Raw genomic sequence first — 16,569 nt, 5'->3', positions numbered from 1 at the left:
TTGAACTCATGAAAAGGAGAGGGAAAAGCAATGGAAAAAAACGTCTCAAAAGTAGGCTGCATCTTTATACCGGTCACTGATGTGAAGCGATCAACGGATTGGTACATGAGGATGTTCGACATGGAAACGATCGAGATTCTTGATTATAGAGCCGGCCTAGCTTTCCCCAACAGGGAAACGCTAGTTCTGCTATGGAAAGTGGCGAAGCCTCAAACTGTTGAATTTGATACGGGGTTTAATAAAATGCCTTATTACAATTTTAATTCCTACGATATTCACGATACTTATCAGCAATTGAAGGCAAAAGGAGCGACAGTCAGCGAAATTCACGAAATGCCTGAGTACAGGTTTTTCGAAGCTTTCGATCCGGACAGTAACCCGGTCAGTATCGTGGAAGAGACTCAGGAGTCGCCATATTTTGTTCATAAGCAAAAGTATCGGAAACATACATAAAGCGTTTGACATTTTGAAGGCAAAGGCGGATTAACGATGAAGAAAGAGAATCCCGTCGACGGATACAACGCGTTTTCGGAAATTACGTTACCGCTACAAAGCGACCTGAGACGCTATTGTCTGGCGAAAGCGGGTTCCGCTTGGGATGCAGATGATTTGTTTCAGGAAACTCTGGTGAAAGCGTATCGATGGCATGTTCGGTTTCCTGAAAGAGAGCTTACGAAGCCGTTTTTTTTCGGATTGCGGCCAACTCTTGGGTGGATATTTGCCGCGTCCGCAAATTGCAGCCACCTGCCGGACAACTTAATGAGGAAAGGTTCGGCCGATATGAAGAATGGACCCGCTGGGACGTTCGGGAGGCTCTTGAACTGCTGTCGGACCGGCTGGAGCCAAAGCAGGTCGTGCTCATTTTGTTGATCGATGTATTTGACTTTACTGCCAAAGAAACAAGCAATTTGTTCGGGCAAAGCGAGGGATCGGTGAAGGCGGCGATTCAACGAGCGAGGATAAGGTTGAAGACTGCAGTCGAGCGTCACCCGGAGTATTGGGACGACGCAGTGCTGACCGCATCTAGCGGCTGCCTCAGCATGGAGGTATTCGAAGCTTTCGTCGACGGCTTTCGCCAGTACGACCCTTATGCGATCTTTCGGGCGTACCAGAAAATGGTGAGGGCTCGCGCTACGGTGGAGCGAATCGAACTGCTTGGAAATATGCTTTATCTTATAGTCTTGGACCCGGACGGAAACCGGCTGATGATTGAGAGCCAGCTGCCCGATATGAGAAAGAAGGAGCAACACAAAAAAAGTTCAGTGAATAATGATAAGCGGCGGAGCAAATGAACGATCCTGGGTGGATTATGGCATACAAAACGAAACTAGCAAAATATACGCGCTGGACACCAACAGTGTCATAAACCTGAGGCAGAGGTATGGTTACCCAGAGAATTATTCAACCATTAGGAAAGATGGAAGGAGACGTATCATTACAATCTGAAATTTAAGGAGTGATTTCGCTTGTTAAAAATCTTACAGCAACAATACGAATGGATCAGATCGGCTAGAAAAAACTTGTTTACGTTTTTGGAAGAGATGTCGACTCACATATTACAACAAGCGGTTCCCGGTTTTGGGAATAGGTCGATCATACTGACGCATATACATGCTGCCGATTCTTATAGATTCTGGCTTGGATCATTCGCGTTTAAGCAGATGTCAGAAGAATATAGGGAAACTGCTATGCACGAGATTGAACGAGCTGACGTTAAGAATGTCCGTGAAAGATTTGCTGAAGTGGATGAAATCGTGCAACGGTTTATATATGAATATAACAATCGTTGGTTCGAACCTGTAGAGTACTATGTGGCATGGCAGAGCAAGCCGTGGATTGCCGCTCCCTTGCTTCTATTAACGCATGTCGAGACACATGAATTTCATCACAAAGGACAGATATTATCGATGGCACGACATCTAGGCTATAACCCACCTGATAATGATCGTTTGGGTGGACTCTTTTCCTAAAGTTCTAGTCTAGTACTAACGGGATCGATAACACAAAAACACACCACGACAAAGCTGCCGCGATGATCGGCAGCTTTGTTACGCTAACGGGCAGGATAGTTTAAGCAAGATAAAGTCGAAGAGATTGAGCGGAAGGGATTAAACGACCGAAGATAGTCATTTTATATTTGATTTTGTTGTTTATGGAGAAGCCTATAAAATTGTTGTAGAATGTGACGGTCCCTTTCATAATTCAATAAAAGACAGTCTTCGCGATCTGTGGACGATTCAAAACGGAATTCAATCCGTTCTAAGGTTTGAACAATTTGAAATATATCTAAATGTACAGGAGTGCATTGTTAAGATTAAAAACGAGATTCAAAGGCTTGATGCCGCCCTTCGCCATGAAAAAACAAGAGTCGAAAAGATAGCAAAGGAAAAACACGAGCTTATCTTAAGAAACCGAGAAAGATATTCGGAAAGTCCATATTCCAATATGCGTGTAAAAATATGGATAGACGAGGATACTGAGCGTAAAATACAACGAGAATTAGAAGAAAAACGTGAAGTTTCACGTGATACCGATATATTCCTCATGACGCATCGACCGAAATTACCTGCGATAAACTATCCAAGTCTTGAGACGGCTTACAACGAATTCACACCTCTTAAAACTGAAACAGTATAAACCTCAAAGTTTAGAGGAACAAATCCCATATAGTGAACAATCCGTGTTGAACGAAATGAAAAATTTAGCTCAACCACAAAAAATACTGTTGATGAAATTCATTAAAAACAGCAATAAAGATGGGATCTGTAAATACAGCGGTGATCTATTTGATATCCGAAATCTTATCAAACTTGGACTTGTTATCCCAAATCGTATGAATCAAGGAACCTTTTTCGTGCTCCCTAATAAACCCTATCTATTCAAAACATTAAAAAACTGGAGATAAAAATAGGAGCAAACGAAAAGATCCTCCAACAATAAGAACCGATTCCGAATGTTCCTGAAGGCGGTAGTCATCAAAAATACAAGTTGGTAATAACACATAACAGGATTAAGCTAACGGGTTCGATTGTTCAATGAGGCAGTCTAAGACTTTATTAATCAGGTTTAGATCCATAGACTGCCTCATTCTGACGTATAGTCTAAAACTAATTGTCAAATACCTGATGATTTTGAAGACCGGGACTCCTTGTACTGTAAGGGGTTCCGGTCTAAAACTTTATTATCACTAAACATGATGAGGCGCTTGTCTAGCAGGACACAAAAATAGAAGCTGCTCTTTGCATCGTGCAAAGGGGCAGCTTCTTTCGTTTTTAACGTATAAGAATTTATAAGCATAATGCTTATGAATTCTGGAGCGCATGAAAACTTTCGACTAAAACGCGGTCGCACCTCCTTGAGGAGGACTCGATAGAGGTTTTCTTACAGGTGGTTCGTGACGGGCTGTTCCGAAAAGGCTTCGGCAAGCAGCTCATAAGAAGTGACGCGCTTTTGGAAGTCTTTGACCGGGGTGATGATGACCACTTCCTCTACCTGATAGGCTTGCTGGATTTCCAGCAGCCGCTTGCGCACGGTCTCTTTTGAGCCAGCGATGATGTTTGGCTCCTTGACCTCGATGGTGTACGGCTCGCTCGTGTGCTTCCCGTATTCCTCCGCTTTTTTCAGGCTGTTTACTGTGATCGTCTTGCCGCTTGCGAGATTGATTTTGACGAACTCGTTTTCATTTGCGAGCTTCCTCGCATTCTCGTCTGTGTCTGAGACGATCACGGAAAGCGCGAGAATCGCTTGGGGCGTGGCGATCGCACGAGGGACAAACCGTTCTCGATACGTCGTGATCGCTTCGAGACTGACGGCTTCATCGCTGTTGATGAACTGTGCGAAGACGTAGGGAACACCGCGCTGTGCGGCCAGCTCTGCGCTCGCGACACTGGTTCCCAGCAAGTACAGGTCTGCTGGCTGCGTGGGATTGGGAATCGCCTTTAAGCCATGCAGCGGATGCTCGGGCTCGAGGTGATTGTGGAGGAACTTCTCCAGCTCCACTAGCTTTTCTTCGAGGGAGCGAGTCGAGCCACCCTCCTGCTGCAGGGCACGTGTGGATAGCGGGAGTCCCCCTGGCGCTCTGCCGATTCCGAGGTCTACTCGTCCTGGGGCGAGGGAGGCGAGGACGTGAAAGTTTTCCGCTACTTTATAAGGACTGTAATGCTGCAGCATCACCCCGCCGGAGCCAAGGCGGATGCGCGTGGTATGGGCAAGCAGATGGGAGATGAGGACTTCAGGAGAGGAGCCGACTACATTGTCCAGGTCGTGATGCTCTGATACCCAAAAGCGATGGTAGCCGAGCTTCTCCGCAATTTTGACGAGCTGAATCGTATGCTGAAATGCTTGCGTGGACGTCTCTTTGCTCTGAATGATGGTTTGATCCAAAATGCTCAAGGTAAGTGTCACAGTCATATCTCTCCTTATCGGTAAAATGAACGCAAAAAGGCCCTTAGTCGTAGATGTACTAAGCGGCCTCTGGTGGTCCAGTCAGCTGGTAAATAGGGATAGATGGTCGTGGGAAAAGCCAAAGAATTAATTTCTTATTAGTTTACTTGGATTTTATCCAACGCATGGGGGAAAGTCAATGAAAATTCCTGTCGGATGAACGAGAAAAGACGGTTGACGAATGCGAAAACCAGCGCTAGAATACAAATACCAAGTAAACTCATCTGAATTTAAAGAAATCGTCGACCAGACCACTGGAGACCTCATTTCGCCTTTCTCTTTCTTTCATTAGGAGCGGGCTTTGGGGTCTCTTTGTTTTTTGGCCAGATGCCTAAGGGAGGAAATGAAAATGGCAGTTCAACAAAAAGTAATTCTCTGGGGGCGCAATGGCTGCTCCTTTTGCGACAATGTAAAATCCGTTTTGGCGGCGCACGATTACCCGTACGAATGGATTGATGTAGAGGGCAAGGACGTACTGCGCGATGTGCTGGAGGTCAAATACGGCTCGCGTCTGATTCCCGTAGTCGAAATCGGAGGGGAAGGCAAGTTTGAGGCTTTGCTTCATACGGAGCTGGATCGTCTGGAAGCTTTCCTGAAAGCCGAGTAAATCCTCTGCCTGGGTGAAGCGGAGAGCGAGCAATCCCTGCTCATCCCCGCACATGAAAAAAAGGAGTGGGAAACCAATTGAGCTTGCTGGAGCAGACAGATACATTCCTTCGCCAAAATGAAGTACAAGAGCAAAGGCACGCCCTGCCCAAAGAAAAAAAGATTGAATTTTTGCAGGTTGAAAAGAAGTTCGAAAGCGGCGGAAAGATTATCGAAGCACTGAAGGGCGTTACGCTCACGGTAGAAAAGGGTGACATCTTTGGGGTCATCGGTTTTTCAGGCGCTGGAAAAAGCACGCTGCTGCGTACGGTGAACCTTTTGGAGCGGCCAACCTCGGGAAAAGTCATTGTCGACGGCAAAGATTTGACGACGTTGTCTGTTGCGCAGCTTCGTCGCGTGAAAAAGGACATCGGGATGATCTTTCAGCAGTTTAACCTCTTGGAATCCAAAACTGTCTTTGAAAATGTAGCAATGCCGCTGCTCCTGAGTCAGACTCCCAAAAAAGTCGTGCAGGAGCGAGTAGCCGAGCTGCTGTCCTTTGTAGGACTATCCGATAAGGCGAAAAGCTTTCCAGATGAATTATCCGGGGGACAAAAACAGCGTGTAGGGATCGCGCGGGCCTTGGCGACAAACCCGTCCATTCTGCTGAGTGATGAAGCGACTTCCGCACTGGACCCGCAAACGACGGAATCGATTCTGGAGCTTTTAAAAAGAGTGAACAAGGAATACAACATCACGATCCTTATGATTACGCACGAAATGAATGTGATCAAAGAGATTTGCAACCGGGTAGCGGTCATGGAGCACGGAACGGTTGTGGAGCAAGGGGAAGTTCTGGATATGTTCGCGCATCCACAGACGGAAACCGCACGCAATTTCGTAAAATCGGTCATCCGCGACGACATTCCGCCAAGTGTTTACAAGGCATTGGCAAACAGCCGGGGGCAATCGAAAATCTATCAAATCCATTTTGTCGGGGAAAACTCGGGCCAACAGGTCGTGTCCCAGGTCGCAAAGCAGTTCCAGACCCAGGTCCATGTGCTGTTCGGCAACATCTCGGAGCTGCAAGGCGTGCCCTTTGGCAACATGATCGTGGAAATAGGGGGAAGCGCGGCGGACATTGCTCGTGCCTACCAATACATCCAGCAGCAAAATGTAACCGTGAAGGAGATTTCGTAGCGATGGAAGTCAGCTCAGAACAAATATGGCAAGCCGTCTATCAGACGCTGTACATGGTAGGGGTCTCCCTGGTCTTTGCCACACTAATCGGACTGCCGTTAGGGATCCTTTTGGTCGTCACGCGCAAAGGCCACATTTTGGAGAACCAAGCGATATTCTCGATTTTAAACCCGATCATCAACGTGCTGCGCTCCGTCCCGTTCATCATTTTGCTGGTGGCGATCATCCCGTTTACGCGATTACTCGTCGGAACCTCCATCGGAACGACTGCGGCGATCGTACCGCTGGTCATTTACACGGGACCGTACATCGCCCGCCTGATCGAAAACTCGCTTTTGGAAGTAAACGCAGGGATCATCGAAGCCGCAGAAGCGATGGGAGCGACACCCTTGCAGATCATTTTCCGCTTCCTCATCCCGGAGACGCTCGGCTCACTCGTGCTGTCCATCACGACAGCTACGATTGGACTGATCGGGGCTACGGCAATGGCGGGGGCCGTGGGAGGCGGGGGGATCGGCGATTTGGCCATCACCTACGGGTACCAACGCTTTAGCACGATTACGATTGTCGCGACCGTCATCATTCTGGTCGTTCTGGTACAGGGCATTCAGTCGCTGGGCAACCGGCTGGCACGTAAAATTCGCAGAAAATAGAACCGTCATCGTAACGGACAGGAGAGACATCCATGAAGAAAATAGCCATTTTGTTTTTACTCGTCATTCTAGCAGCAGTAGGAGCAGTCGGTTGCGGAAAAGCAGATGAAGCATCCACCTCGAAAACACTGAAAATCGGGATTCGCGGGTCGGAAAGCCGTACGTGGGATTTCGTGAAAGAACAGGCGCAAAAAGAGGGGCTTTCCATCGAGCTGGTTCAGTTGAACGCCAACGTGAACCCGAACACCGTCCTGCTCGAAGGCGATATCGACGCAAACGCATTCCAGCACGTCGCTTTCCTCGATCAGTTCAACCAGAAAAACAATTCCGAGATCGTTCCTGTCGGCTCCACGATCATCGCGCCGCTGGGGATCTATTCGGATAAATACAAGAAAATCGAGGAAATCCCGGACAACGCCAAAATCGCAGTGCCCAACGACGATTCCAACTGGGGACGTTCCCTCGTTCTCTTGCAGGAAGCGGGCTTGATTAAAGTCGTAGACAATTTTGATGGTTTTGGCGGTGCGGACAAAATTAAGGAAAACCCGAAACATCTCGAGATCGTCCCTGTCGATGGAGCGACTACACCGCGTGTCATGAAAGACGTTGCTGCTTCCATCATCAATAACGGGGTAGCAGTGGAAGCAGGATTTTTGCTGAAGGACTCTATCTTCCATGAGAGCAATACGGCGAAACCGTACATCAATATCATCGCGACAACCAAGCAAAACGAAAACAGCGAAGACCTCAAAAAGCTGGTGCAAATCTATCAGTCCAAAGCAGTCTCTGACTTTATCACCGAGACGTACAAAGGAAACTACATTCCGACGCAGGTCACGGTAGACGAACTGAAAAACTTCAAGAGCGCGTATGCCAGCAAATAAGAGACGGATCGGGAAAGTTCAGGGCAGGAAACAGGAGGAGAAAAGATGACCCAAAAACGGCAAATCCATTTTTCAGCCTATCTGGTGGGAACCGGGATACATGTGGCGTCATGGCGGCTGCCGGAAGCACAACGCAATGCCAGCATTGATCTTGCGTTTTACCAAAAGATGGCGCAGATCGCCGAGCGAGGGAAGTTTGACATTGCTTTTATCGCGGACAGTCTGGCGGTCAATGAAAATTCCCATCCAAATATTTTGAATCGCTTTGAACCAACGACACTTTTGGCAGCTCTGGCAGGAGCTACCTCCAAGATCGGTCTGGTCGCGACAGCTTCGACGACCTATCACGAGCCCTACAATCTGGCGCGTCTGTTCGCGTCCGTAGATCACATCAGCAATGGCCGCGCAGGCTGGAACATGGTCACGACAGGAGATGCGACAGGGGAAACCGGACGCAACTTCAGCCGTGCGAATCACGTAGAGCATGACGAGCGCTACAAGCAAGCGGAAGAATTTATCGACGTGGTGCAGGGGCTGTGGGATTCCTGGGAAGACGACGCTTTTGTGCAAGACAAGGAATCGGGCGTGTACTTCGATCCGCAGAAAATGCATCGGTTGAATTACCAAGGGACGTATTACTCGGTCCAAGGCCCGCTCAACATCGGCAGGTCGCGGCAAGGGCAGCCCGTGATCGTACAGGCGGGAGCATCGGAGCCCGGACAGCGTCTCGCAGCGAGAACCGCTGAAGTCGTCTTCTCGCACGTAAAGGACTTTCAAAAGGCACAGGAATTTTACAAGAGCCTGAAAGGAAAGCTGGCGGATTATGGTCGAACGCCCGACCAGCTCCATATTTTGCAGGGCATTTCCCCGATCGTGGCAGATACGAAGGAAGAAGCCGAAGCGATCCATCGGCAGCTGAGCGAGCTGCTGCTGCCTGAGCAAGGTCTGCGCTTTTTGTCAGGCTATCTGGGCAAGGTGGATTTCAGCAAATACACGCTGGACACTCCGGCAGCGGAAGTAGAGTTCCCGCAAGACAACGGGATTCAGAGCCATTTTGAGCGGATGACGGAGCTGATCAAAACAGTGAACCCGACCTTGGGCGAGCTGTACGCGCTGCTGGAGGGCGGAGTCAATCAAGAGCTGATCGGCACACCGGAGCAAATCGCGGACGTGCTGGAGAAATGGTTTACCCAAGGAGCGGCAGATGGCTTCATGTTCGTCGCACCGATCCTGCCGAAAGGTTTGGAGGATTTTGTAGACAAAGTCGTTCCGATCTTGCAGGAGCGGGGCTTGTACCGTCTGGATTACGAAGGAGATACGCTGCGCGATCATCTCGGTCTTCACAAGCCGGTCAATCGATTCGTCGCACGCAATTCGCTCGTAGAATCGCAATGAAATTCGAGCAGCTGAAAAGGAGGACGGTGGATGGGAATTCCAGATTTTGCGGGGCTTGCTGCACAGCTCACCCCCCAGCTGATACAAATACGCCGTCACCTGCACCAATACCCGGAGGTCGCCTATGAAGAGGTGGAGACGACGCGCTCCATCCGTGAGTGGCTTGCGGAAGCGGGGATCCGTATCCTAGAAGCCCCTCTGCAAACCGGGGTGGTAGCGGAAGTGAGCGGCAGTGTGGATGGACCGATCGTTGCTTTGCGGGCTGACATCGACGCCCTGCCGATTCAGGAGGAGACGGGATTGCCGTACGCCTCCCGAACCCCCGGAAAGATGCATGCATGCGGTCATGACTTTCATACGGCGGCAGTTCTCGGTGCTGCCTATCTGCTGAAAACGCAGGAGAAGCAGCTAAAAGGAACGGTGCGCTTTATCTTCCAGCCTGCTGAGGAAAAAGGGACAGGAGCCAGGAAGATCATCGAGAGCGGTGCACTGCAAGGGGTGCAAGCGATCTTCGGACTGCATAACAAACCGGATTTGAAAACCGGAACCGTGGGAATACTGCCGGGTCCTCTGATGGCAGCAGTAGACGGCTTTGATATCGAGATCGAAGGGATAGGAACACACGCGGCGATCCCCGAGGCGGGCGTCGATCCAATCGTGGCTGCTGCCCAGATCGTGTCCTCCCTGCAGACCATCGTCAGCCGCAATATCAGCCCGTTGCACAATGCAGTAGTTAGCGTAACCAGCATCCACGGGGGATCGACCTGGAATGTGATCCCGGACAAAGTGGTCTTGGGTGGGACCGTGCGAACCTTCCAGGAGGAGGTGCGGGCGAAAATTCCCGAGCACTTCCGACGGATTATCGAAGGCGTGACGGCTGCCTATGGAACCAAAATCAGTCTGAGCTGGTTTGAGGGACCTCCAGCTGTTCGCAACGACGAGGAGCTGTCGAGGCTGTCCGTTGAGGCGGCGAAAAAGGCAGGGCTTGCGGTCGTCGTCCCCGTGCCGTCTCCTGCGGGAGAAGATTTTGCCTACTATCAGTCCGCGATTCCCGGATCGTTTGTGTTTATCGGGACATCTGGTACACATGAATGGCATCACCCCGGGTTTACGCTGGATGATCGAGCCCTGCAACAGAGCGTGCACTATCTGGCGGAAGCCGCGCTGGCCGCACTGGAGGGGAGGTAAGCCATATGATCGGCATTCACAACCTCACGAAAACCTATAAGACGGCAAAAGGCTCGATCACCGTTTTGCAAAATATTGATCTCACCATCGAAAAGGGTGACATCTTTGGCATCATCGGCTTCAGTGGCGCGGGGAAATCGACCCTGATCCGCTGCCTCAACCGGCTGGAGGAACCGGACTTCGGCACCATCGAGATCGGCGGCAGGCTCGTGACGAATCTGAACGAAAAAGAGCTGCGGCAGGCGCGGCAAAAGATCGGGATGATTTTTCAGCAGTTTAACCTGCTCGATGCGAAGACCGTTTACCAGAACGTCGCGTTTCCGCTGGAGGTAGCGGGCCATCCCAAACGTTATATCCAGCAGAGGGTCCGAGAGATTCTCGATCTGGTTCAACTAGGGGATAAGGAAAACGTCTATCCGTTTCAGCTGAGCGGCGGGCAAAAGCAGCGCGTCGGAATCGCCCGTGCGCTGGTCAACGAGCCGGATTTGCTGCTCAGTGACGAGGCGACATCGGCGCTCGACCCGCAGACGACGTACTCCATTTTGGAGCTGCTGAAAGAAATCAATCGCCAGCTGAACCTGACGATTGTGCTGATCACGCATGAGCTGGACGTGCTGCAGCACATTTGCAACAACATGGCCGTTCTTGAAAAAGGCAGAATCGTCGAAACCGGTTCGGTAGAAAAATTTTTCCTGCGCCCGGAAAGCGATACAGCCAAACGATTTGTCAGCATCATCGATCATTACCGCGACAAACGCAATGTGATGGAGGGAGTGGGGGCAGGCATATGAAAGACGATTTGCTAGAGCTGCTCTGGGAAGGACTGCTCGAAACCCTCTACATGGTCTTCTGGTCGTCTCTGTTTGCCCTCGCAATCGGGATTGTGCTCGGTGTCACGCTCGTCGTTACGGAAAAGGGAGGCATTTTGGAGGCGCCGAAGCTGAACAAGGCCATCGGCACCGTGATCAACGGGGTGAGGTCGCTGCCGCTGATCATTCTGATCGTCCTGCTGCTGCCTCTCTCCCGACTGATTGTGGGCACATCACTGGGACCGACAGCAGCGATCGTTTCCCTTTCCATCGGGGCCGCTCCTTTTCTGGGACGGATCATCGAAAACTCGCTTAAAGAAGTCAGTGCCGGGAAGATCGAGGCGGCGAAATCCGTGGGGGCGACTCCTTTTACGATCATTTTTCGGGTACTCATCCCGGAAGCTCTTCCTGCGCTCGTTCGCGGGATTACCATCGGGATCATCGGCATCACCGAATTTACGGCGGTTGCTGGAGCGATTGGCGCTGGCGGGCTGGGCAGTCTGGCTATCCGCTTTGGCTATCAGCGCTTTCGCGAGGACGTCCTGATCGCCACCGTCATCGTCATTATTCTCCTGGTTCAGATCATTCAATGGTCAGGTGACTCTATCGCGAAATCGATCAACAAAAAACGTTACAAATTCGAGTAAGTCCAAAGAGAAAACATAGATCCGATAAGGGAGTGGCGTGAGCATGCGTAAGAAAGGTTTGGGTGTCGTTTTCAGTTTGCTAGTGGGGGTTAGTGTGATGCTGGCTGGCTGCGGATCTGGCGCAAGCAATCAGGCATCTGGTGGGGGAGCCGCTCAGGCAAGCCCCAGCGCCGGACAAACAGCGGAGGCTCCAAAAGAGGTTACGCTGAAGGTAGGAGCGGCTCCTGTGCCGCATGCGGAGATTTTGGAGTTTATCAAGCCGAAGCTGAAGGAAGAAGGAGTCAATCTGGAGGTCGTGATTCTCGATGATGAAGGGCAGCTGAACCCGGCACTAAAGGATAACCAGATCGACGCCAACTTCTTCCAGCACGTCCCCTATCTGGACTCGGTTCGTGGGGAAAAAGGCTTTGATTTTGCCGTTACGACCAAGGTACATGTAGAGCCAATCGGTTTTTACTCCGATAAGCTGAAATCTGCGGACGAAATCAAGGAAGGCGCGAAGATCGGCATCCCGAACAATCCTTCCAACGAGTTTCGAGCGCTGACCCTCTTGCAGGAGCAAGGGCTGATCAAGCTCAAGGATGGGCTGACAACGTATGAGGCTACTCCAAAAGATATCGCGGAAAATCCGAAGAAGCTGGAGTTCATCGAGGCAGAGGCAGCTACCTTGCCGCGTGCGCTCCCCGATCTGGACGGAGCGGTGATCAATACGAACGTCGTACTCGAAGCGAAAATCGATCCCAACAGCGCTCTGTTCCGGGAAGGGGCTAACTCTCCGTACGCAAACGTGATCGTCGTACGCAAAGGAGACGAGAATCGTGAGGAAATCAAGAAGCTGGACGCTGCCCTGACGACCCCTGAGGTGAAAAAATTCATCGAAGACAAATACGGTGTTGCAGTAGTGCCTGCCTTTTAACGTAGGGATACCAGGAGGGCGATCGACATGAGAGGAATTCACTCCATCACGATTCAGGACGCAGAAGGGAGGGACCGTGAATCGCTCGAGAAACATCTGATCGAGGCCTATCAGCAGTATGAACAGAAGCTGTCGGCGAAAAGATGGGAGCTTTACAAGGGAGAGATGAAGAAGTCTGCAGCAGGAGAGCGCACGTTTGCTTTTCTCGTGGCACGAAGGGAGAACGAGATCGTAGGCAGCGTGCAGCTGTTCGCGTCTTCAGAGGCAGCCTATGGCAAGCCCGAGCTTGCGATTCATTCCCCGATTATCCGGTTTCTTGCCGTATCGCCGCAAGCGAGAGGACAGGGAATTGCCGTTCAGCTCATCCGTGAAAGTATCCGGCGATGCTTGGCCATCGGTGCCTCCACGCTGCATTTGCACACGACCGATATGATGGAAGCGGCCGTGAAGCTCTATGAAAGGCTCGGTTTTGAACGAGCAGTGGAGAAAGACTTTTTTAACGGGGAAGCGACTGTAAAAAGCTATCGCTTGCGGCTGGATCAGGCAGACAGGATCTAGCCTTAAGTATCTGCTTCCAGGATGCGGCTGCCTTCACGCAGGATATCATCTAGAAAGTGAATAATGCCAGAAAGCTCTGCTTCACTGTAGCCTTGGAACAAATTCAAAAAGTGATTGCGTTTATTCTGGTTATCTCGGCGATGCAGGTCCCAAAGCTTCTGCCCAGTCGGCGTCAGCTGAAAGAATACCTCTTTTTGGTTGGAGGGCAGCTGGGTTTTCACGACCAAGCCTTTTCGCTCCAAGCGGGCGGTAATTTTGGAAATGGCACCCCGCGTCATGTTCATCTGCTTGGAAATGCCGATCACATTCAGGTTGGGGTCACTGCCTATGTAATCGAGAACGTGAATTTCAGCGAGAGAGATTGGTTCGCTGATCAAGGCGAGCTCGATAATCTCCTTTTGGATGTACTGCTGCTTTTTCTTGGCGATCTCGTCCTGCTGGTAGATAAATAGCTTGAGCTTGTCCAAGATTTCTTCCGGCATGGTCATCTGCAATCTCCTCCTGTTCACTCTTATGTTACTACAGGATGCCGGATGAGAATAAAGTTTTATCCTGCATGATAGCCAAATGGTATAATAAGGGAACAAACATTTGGTGAAGGTGATGGTAGGAATGGATATGCACTCGAACTTAGCAGATAGTCTGATTTCGAAGTTTGTTCTCCTCAAAAGCCGGAGTGTTGCAGTCGTGAGTCAATTATCCGAGGAAGACATCCTCTGGTCACCCAACGAAGAGAGCAACAGCATCGCGAATCTCGCCTTGCACATTCGGGAGACCGTCCGACATCGCGTTGAAGCCATCTTTTTTGGCCCACAAGAAATTCGCGACAGGGACAAGGAATTTCACTCGTCGCTGGTGGTAAGCAAGGATGAAGCTATTGCTGCATTCGAGCAATCCTTTGACATTCTCATTCAAGTCGTGAAAGGAATGTCAGAGGAAGACTTTCTCAAGCAGCCTTACATGGATAATCCGCCAGCACAAAGTGCAATGAACAAAGAAGCCACTGTCCTGGACATCTGTCTGCAAATGCTTGCTCATTTGTCTGAACATGCGGGGCAAATCTTCTATATTGCCAAGGCTCGATTAAACGATCAGTATGTCACGACAACGTTCCCTAAGAAAAAAGAATGAGAAGATAAAAACAGGACAATGGATTCCAACCCAAAAAGCCGTCGAGGTTCTTGCTCGGCGGCTTTTGCATTTTTTGACACTCTAGCGAACAGGCATGACGAGTACATGCTGTGGGCCAATTGCACCCATTCTCGTACGTCCTTCATCCAGAAAGCCTGTTTTCAAGTAGACCTGACGAGCAGCGAGATTTCGCATGTTCACAGCGAGCACGATCTCTTCTACCTGAGAGAAGCTCTGTTGGACAAAATCCTTTAGCTGCAAGAGGGCTTGCTTGGCATACCCTTTTCCCTGGTCGGCATTGTTAACCGAAAAGGAGCGCAGGAGGAGGGCTGTCTCATTGTCTGTGTATTCGATACGGGTCTCGCTATTGTGCAAAATGAAAAAACCTACTGGCCGGGAATCTGCCAGAATGACGATCGGATACTGCTGCTCGTCCTGGATGGCAGGCTCGAGCACGTCAGTGGGCATGCCAGTGAACTGCATTTGCTCCTGAGGCAAGTCAAAAGAGTACAGGATATCTTTATGGTCAGGGTGATAAAAAGCAAGCTGAACGGTTTGAGCGAGGTTCGTTTGAGCTGCCATGCATGCGCCTCCTGGAGAATAATCTGTTCTTTTATTATACGAACATTTGTTCTTTTTGTCAATATTCGTAAACAGACAGGAAGCATATATTACCGGTTTCAAAGTACCTTGTATTACGATGTATGCTGTGGTACTCTCTATTCATGTCACGGAAGGAGTTGTTACTGTGAACAAGGAGCTTTTAAAAGGGAGCATCGATCTGTTGCTGCTCTCGCTGATTGCCCAGAAGGATCAATACGGCTACGAGCTGGCCCGGTTGATTCGCGTAAAGAGCAACGAAGTCTACGAGATCGGCGAAGGGACCTTGTACCCTGCGCTGAAGAGGCTGGAAACGCTGAAGGCAGTCGAGTCCTACTGGGGAGAAGCAAACGAGGGAGGACGACGCAAGTACTACCGCATTACCAAGCAGGGACGTGGAATCTTGCAGGAAAAAATGAAAGACTGGCAGACACTGAGCCACTTGGTCGCGCTCTGTCATGAGGGAAGTGAATAAGCGATGAAATTGGAAGAGTATGCAGAACAAGTGGTCAGCAAGCTGTTTTGCAGCCGTCAGGAAAAGCAGGATACGAAGGAGGAGCTGCTGGATCATCTGAACAGCATGAAGCTGGAGCTGTTGGCGCAAGGCTACGGGGAAGAGGATGCGGAGACAATGGCCATCCAACGCTTTGGATCGGTGGAGCAAATCAGCCGTCAGCTTTCGGAGTCTATGCCGCTCGTGGACAAGTACATACGCAGATGGCTGCTGGGACTCTTTAGCCTGTACATCCAGGCAGCCAGCTATTTGGTGCTTTTATCGCCTGACAGATGGCACAGACGCAGATTCACGCTCGACTGGAAGCAGCGCATGCTGGAGTACGGCGTTCCCCAATACACCCACATCTTTCAAAATACGAAGCCGCTTCATACGTTAAAGGATTACTTTTTTCACACGGAGAGCATCGGTTTGTCCAACATGCTGTACAACTTGCTTGGGAATGTAGGGCTGTTTCTGCCGTTGGGGATACTCGTGCCGATCTTGTTCTCCTCCTTTCAAAGCATCCATCGGGTGTTTTTTACCGTATAAGAATTTATAAGCGTACTGCTTATGAATTCTGGAGCGCATGAAAACTTTCCACTAAAACGCGGTCGCTCCTCCTTGAGGTGGCCTCGATAGAGGTTTTCTTACGGCAATGGCAGCCAGTCTCTCGATCGAGTTTTTGCAGTTTTGGTTTGCCTTGGGCAGCTTTGATGTCGATGATTTGCTGCTAAACATAATAGGTGCCTTACTCGGATATCTTCTGTTCCGCTCAGCCGAGTGGTTCGTAGACAGGCAAAAGAAAAAGCGGTTCCCCGAGGCAGGTCTGTCACTAGAGGACTAAAAAGAGGTCGCGCAGGAGGAGATAAGCTCATCTGTGGCGGACGTCTTGCGCCTAGTACCTCGTAATGCGATTTAAGTAGTAATACGATATATGGAGGATAACATGAAAAAACTAGCAGCCATTTTCCTAGCGCTGGCGATGATTACGGGATGCGAGCAGGGAGTGTCGGTAAAAGCTCCCGATCCCATTGCAAACCCGCAAAAAAACCAGCTAATGTTTG

The 16,569-nt window shown here is 50.1% G+C and carries 22 protein-coding genes; 19 read left to right on the top strand and 3 right to left on the bottom strand.

Annotation, left to right across the window (positions count from 1 at the left end):
• Positions 1–30 precede the first annotated feature (30 nt).
• From EDM59_RS09755 to EDM59_RS31755, 5 genes are all read left to right on the top strand, one after another.
• Positions 31–453: a VOC family protein gene (locus tag EDM59_RS09755; protein ID WP_122923453.1), complete on the top strand. Its 423-nt coding sequence runs from the start codon at positions 31–33 to the stop codon at positions 451–453.
• Between the two features lie 36 nt (positions 454–489).
• Complete coding sequence (locus EDM59_RS31760; RefSeq protein ID WP_122923452.1) at positions 490–870, top strand: RNA polymerase sigma factor; 381 nt, start codon at positions 490–492, stop codon at positions 868–870.
• Positions 822–1,292 (top strand): sigma factor-like helix-turn-helix DNA-binding protein, encoded by a 471-nt coding sequence (locus EDM59_RS09745; protein WP_425455949.1) that lies wholly within the window; start codon positions 822–824, stop codon positions 1,290–1,292. Before EDM59_RS31760 ends, EDM59_RS09745 begins: the two co-directional genes overlap by 49 nt.
• A gap of 174 nt (positions 1,293–1,466) precedes the next feature.
• Entirely contained in the window at positions 1,467–1,970 is a 504-nt protein-coding gene (locus EDM59_RS09740) for a DinB family protein (protein ID WP_122923450.1), read from the top strand.
• Positions 1,971–2,133: 163 nt separating this feature from the next.
• Positions 2,134–2,637, top strand: a complete 504-nt coding sequence (locus EDM59_RS31755) for a DUF559 domain-containing protein (RefSeq protein WP_122923485.1) — start codon at positions 2,134–2,136, stop codon at positions 2,635–2,637.
• A 744-nt stretch (positions 2,638–3,381) separates the two neighbouring features.
• Here EDM59_RS31755 and EDM59_RS09725 read toward each other — a convergent pair.
• Positions 3,382–4,404 (bottom strand): LLM class flavin-dependent oxidoreductase, encoded by a 1,023-nt coding sequence (locus EDM59_RS09725; protein WP_122923448.1) that lies wholly within the window; start codon positions 4,402–4,404, stop codon positions 3,382–3,384.
• 388 nt (positions 4,405–4,792) lie between these two features.
• Between EDM59_RS09725 and EDM59_RS09720 the strand changes: the two genes are divergently transcribed.
• The 10 genes from EDM59_RS09720 (at position 4,793) to EDM59_RS09675 (ending at position 13,278) form a co-directional block, all read left to right on the top strand.
• Complete coding sequence (locus tag EDM59_RS09720; RefSeq protein ID WP_122923447.1) at positions 4,793–5,050, top strand: glutaredoxin family protein; 258 nt, start codon at positions 4,793–4,795, stop codon at positions 5,048–5,050.
• A 161-nt stretch (positions 5,051–5,211) separates the two neighbouring features.
• Positions 5,212–6,228, top strand: a complete 1,017-nt coding sequence (locus EDM59_RS09715; protein WP_148040829.1) for a methionine ABC transporter ATP-binding protein — start codon at positions 5,212–5,214, stop codon at positions 6,226–6,228.
• 2 nt (positions 6,229–6,230) lie between these two features.
• The gene (locus tag EDM59_RS09710; RefSeq protein WP_092266476.1) at positions 6,231–6,881 is read left to right on the top strand and encodes a methionine ABC transporter permease; all 651 of its coding nucleotides are present in this window, start codon (positions 6,231–6,233) and stop codon (positions 6,879–6,881) included.
• Positions 6,882–6,913: 32 nt separating this feature from the next.
• Entirely contained in the window at positions 6,914–7,765 is an 852-nt protein-coding gene (locus EDM59_RS09705; RefSeq protein ID WP_122923446.1) for a MetQ/NlpA family ABC transporter substrate-binding protein, read from the top strand.
• 45 nt (positions 7,766–7,810) lie between these two features.
• Complete coding sequence (locus EDM59_RS09700) at positions 7,811–9,160, top strand: LLM class flavin-dependent oxidoreductase (protein ID WP_122923445.1); 1,350 nt, start codon at positions 7,811–7,813, stop codon at positions 9,158–9,160.
• Positions 9,161–9,190: 30 nt separating this feature from the next.
• Positions 9,191–10,348, top strand: coding sequence for an amidohydrolase (locus EDM59_RS09695; RefSeq protein ID WP_122923444.1), 1,158 nt, complete (start codon positions 9,191–9,193; stop codon positions 10,346–10,348).
• A gap of 5 nt (positions 10,349–10,353) precedes the next feature.
• Positions 10,354–11,139, top strand: coding sequence for a methionine ABC transporter ATP-binding protein (locus EDM59_RS09690; RefSeq protein ID WP_122923443.1), 786 nt, complete (start codon positions 10,354–10,356; stop codon positions 11,137–11,139).
• Positions 11,136–11,804: a methionine ABC transporter permease gene (locus EDM59_RS09685; RefSeq protein ID WP_092266471.1), complete on the top strand. Its 669-nt coding sequence runs from the start codon at positions 11,136–11,138 to the stop codon at positions 11,802–11,804. Before EDM59_RS09690 ends, EDM59_RS09685 begins: the two co-directional genes overlap by 4 nt.
• Positions 11,805–11,847: 43 nt before the next feature.
• Entirely contained in the window at positions 11,848–12,720 is an 873-nt protein-coding gene (locus tag EDM59_RS09680; protein ID WP_122923442.1) for a MetQ/NlpA family ABC transporter substrate-binding protein, read from the top strand.
• A 27-nt stretch (positions 12,721–12,747) separates the two neighbouring features.
• Complete coding sequence (locus tag EDM59_RS09675) at positions 12,748–13,278, top strand: GNAT family N-acetyltransferase (protein ID WP_122923441.1); 531 nt, start codon at positions 12,748–12,750, stop codon at positions 13,276–13,278.
• A 2-nt stretch (positions 13,279–13,280) separates the two neighbouring features.
• Here EDM59_RS09675 and EDM59_RS09670 read toward each other — a convergent pair whose 3' ends face one another.
• Positions 13,281–13,766: a MarR family transcriptional regulator gene (locus EDM59_RS09670; RefSeq protein WP_122923440.1), complete on the bottom strand. Its 486-nt coding sequence runs from the start codon at positions 13,764–13,766 to the stop codon at positions 13,281–13,283.
• A 115-nt stretch (positions 13,767–13,881) separates the two neighbouring features.
• Here EDM59_RS09670 and EDM59_RS09665 point away from each other — a divergent pair, with 115 nt between their 5' ends.
• On the top strand, positions 13,882–14,409 hold the full coding sequence (locus EDM59_RS09665; RefSeq protein WP_342769197.1) for a DUF1572 family protein: 528 nt from the start codon (positions 13,882–13,884) through the stop codon (positions 14,407–14,409).
• A gap of 81 nt (positions 14,410–14,490) precedes the next feature.
• Here the strand turns inward: EDM59_RS09665 and EDM59_RS09660 are convergent, their stop codons facing one another.
• The gene (locus EDM59_RS09660; protein WP_122923438.1) at positions 14,491–14,991 is read right to left on the bottom strand and encodes a GNAT family N-acetyltransferase; all 501 of its coding nucleotides are present in this window, start codon (positions 14,989–14,991) and stop codon (positions 14,491–14,493) included.
• 166 nt (positions 14,992–15,157) lie between these two features.
• On the opposite strand from EDM59_RS09660, the gene EDM59_RS09655 reads away from it, so the two are divergent.
• From EDM59_RS09655 to EDM59_RS09645, 3 genes are all read left to right on the top strand, one after another.
• Positions 15,158–15,484: a PadR family transcriptional regulator gene (locus EDM59_RS09655; RefSeq protein ID WP_122923437.1), complete on the top strand. Its 327-nt coding sequence runs from the start codon at positions 15,158–15,160 to the stop codon at positions 15,482–15,484.
• A 3-nt stretch (positions 15,485–15,487) separates the two neighbouring features.
• Complete coding sequence (locus EDM59_RS09650; protein WP_122923436.1) at positions 15,488–16,054, top strand: VanZ family protein; 567 nt, start codon at positions 15,488–15,490, stop codon at positions 16,052–16,054.
• A 106-nt stretch (positions 16,055–16,160) separates the two neighbouring features.
• Positions 16,161–16,349: a VanZ family protein gene (locus tag EDM59_RS09645; RefSeq protein ID WP_122923435.1), complete on the top strand. Its 189-nt coding sequence runs from the start codon at positions 16,161–16,163 to the stop codon at positions 16,347–16,349.
• Positions 16,350–16,569: the final 220 nt, after the last annotated feature.

Source organism: Brevibacillus nitrificans, assembly GCF_003710965.1.
Taxonomy (GTDB): Bacteria; Bacillota; Bacilli; order Brevibacillales; family Brevibacillaceae; genus Brevibacillus; species Brevibacillus centrosporus.
This window is presented reverse-complemented; position numbering and strand designations above follow the sequence as displayed.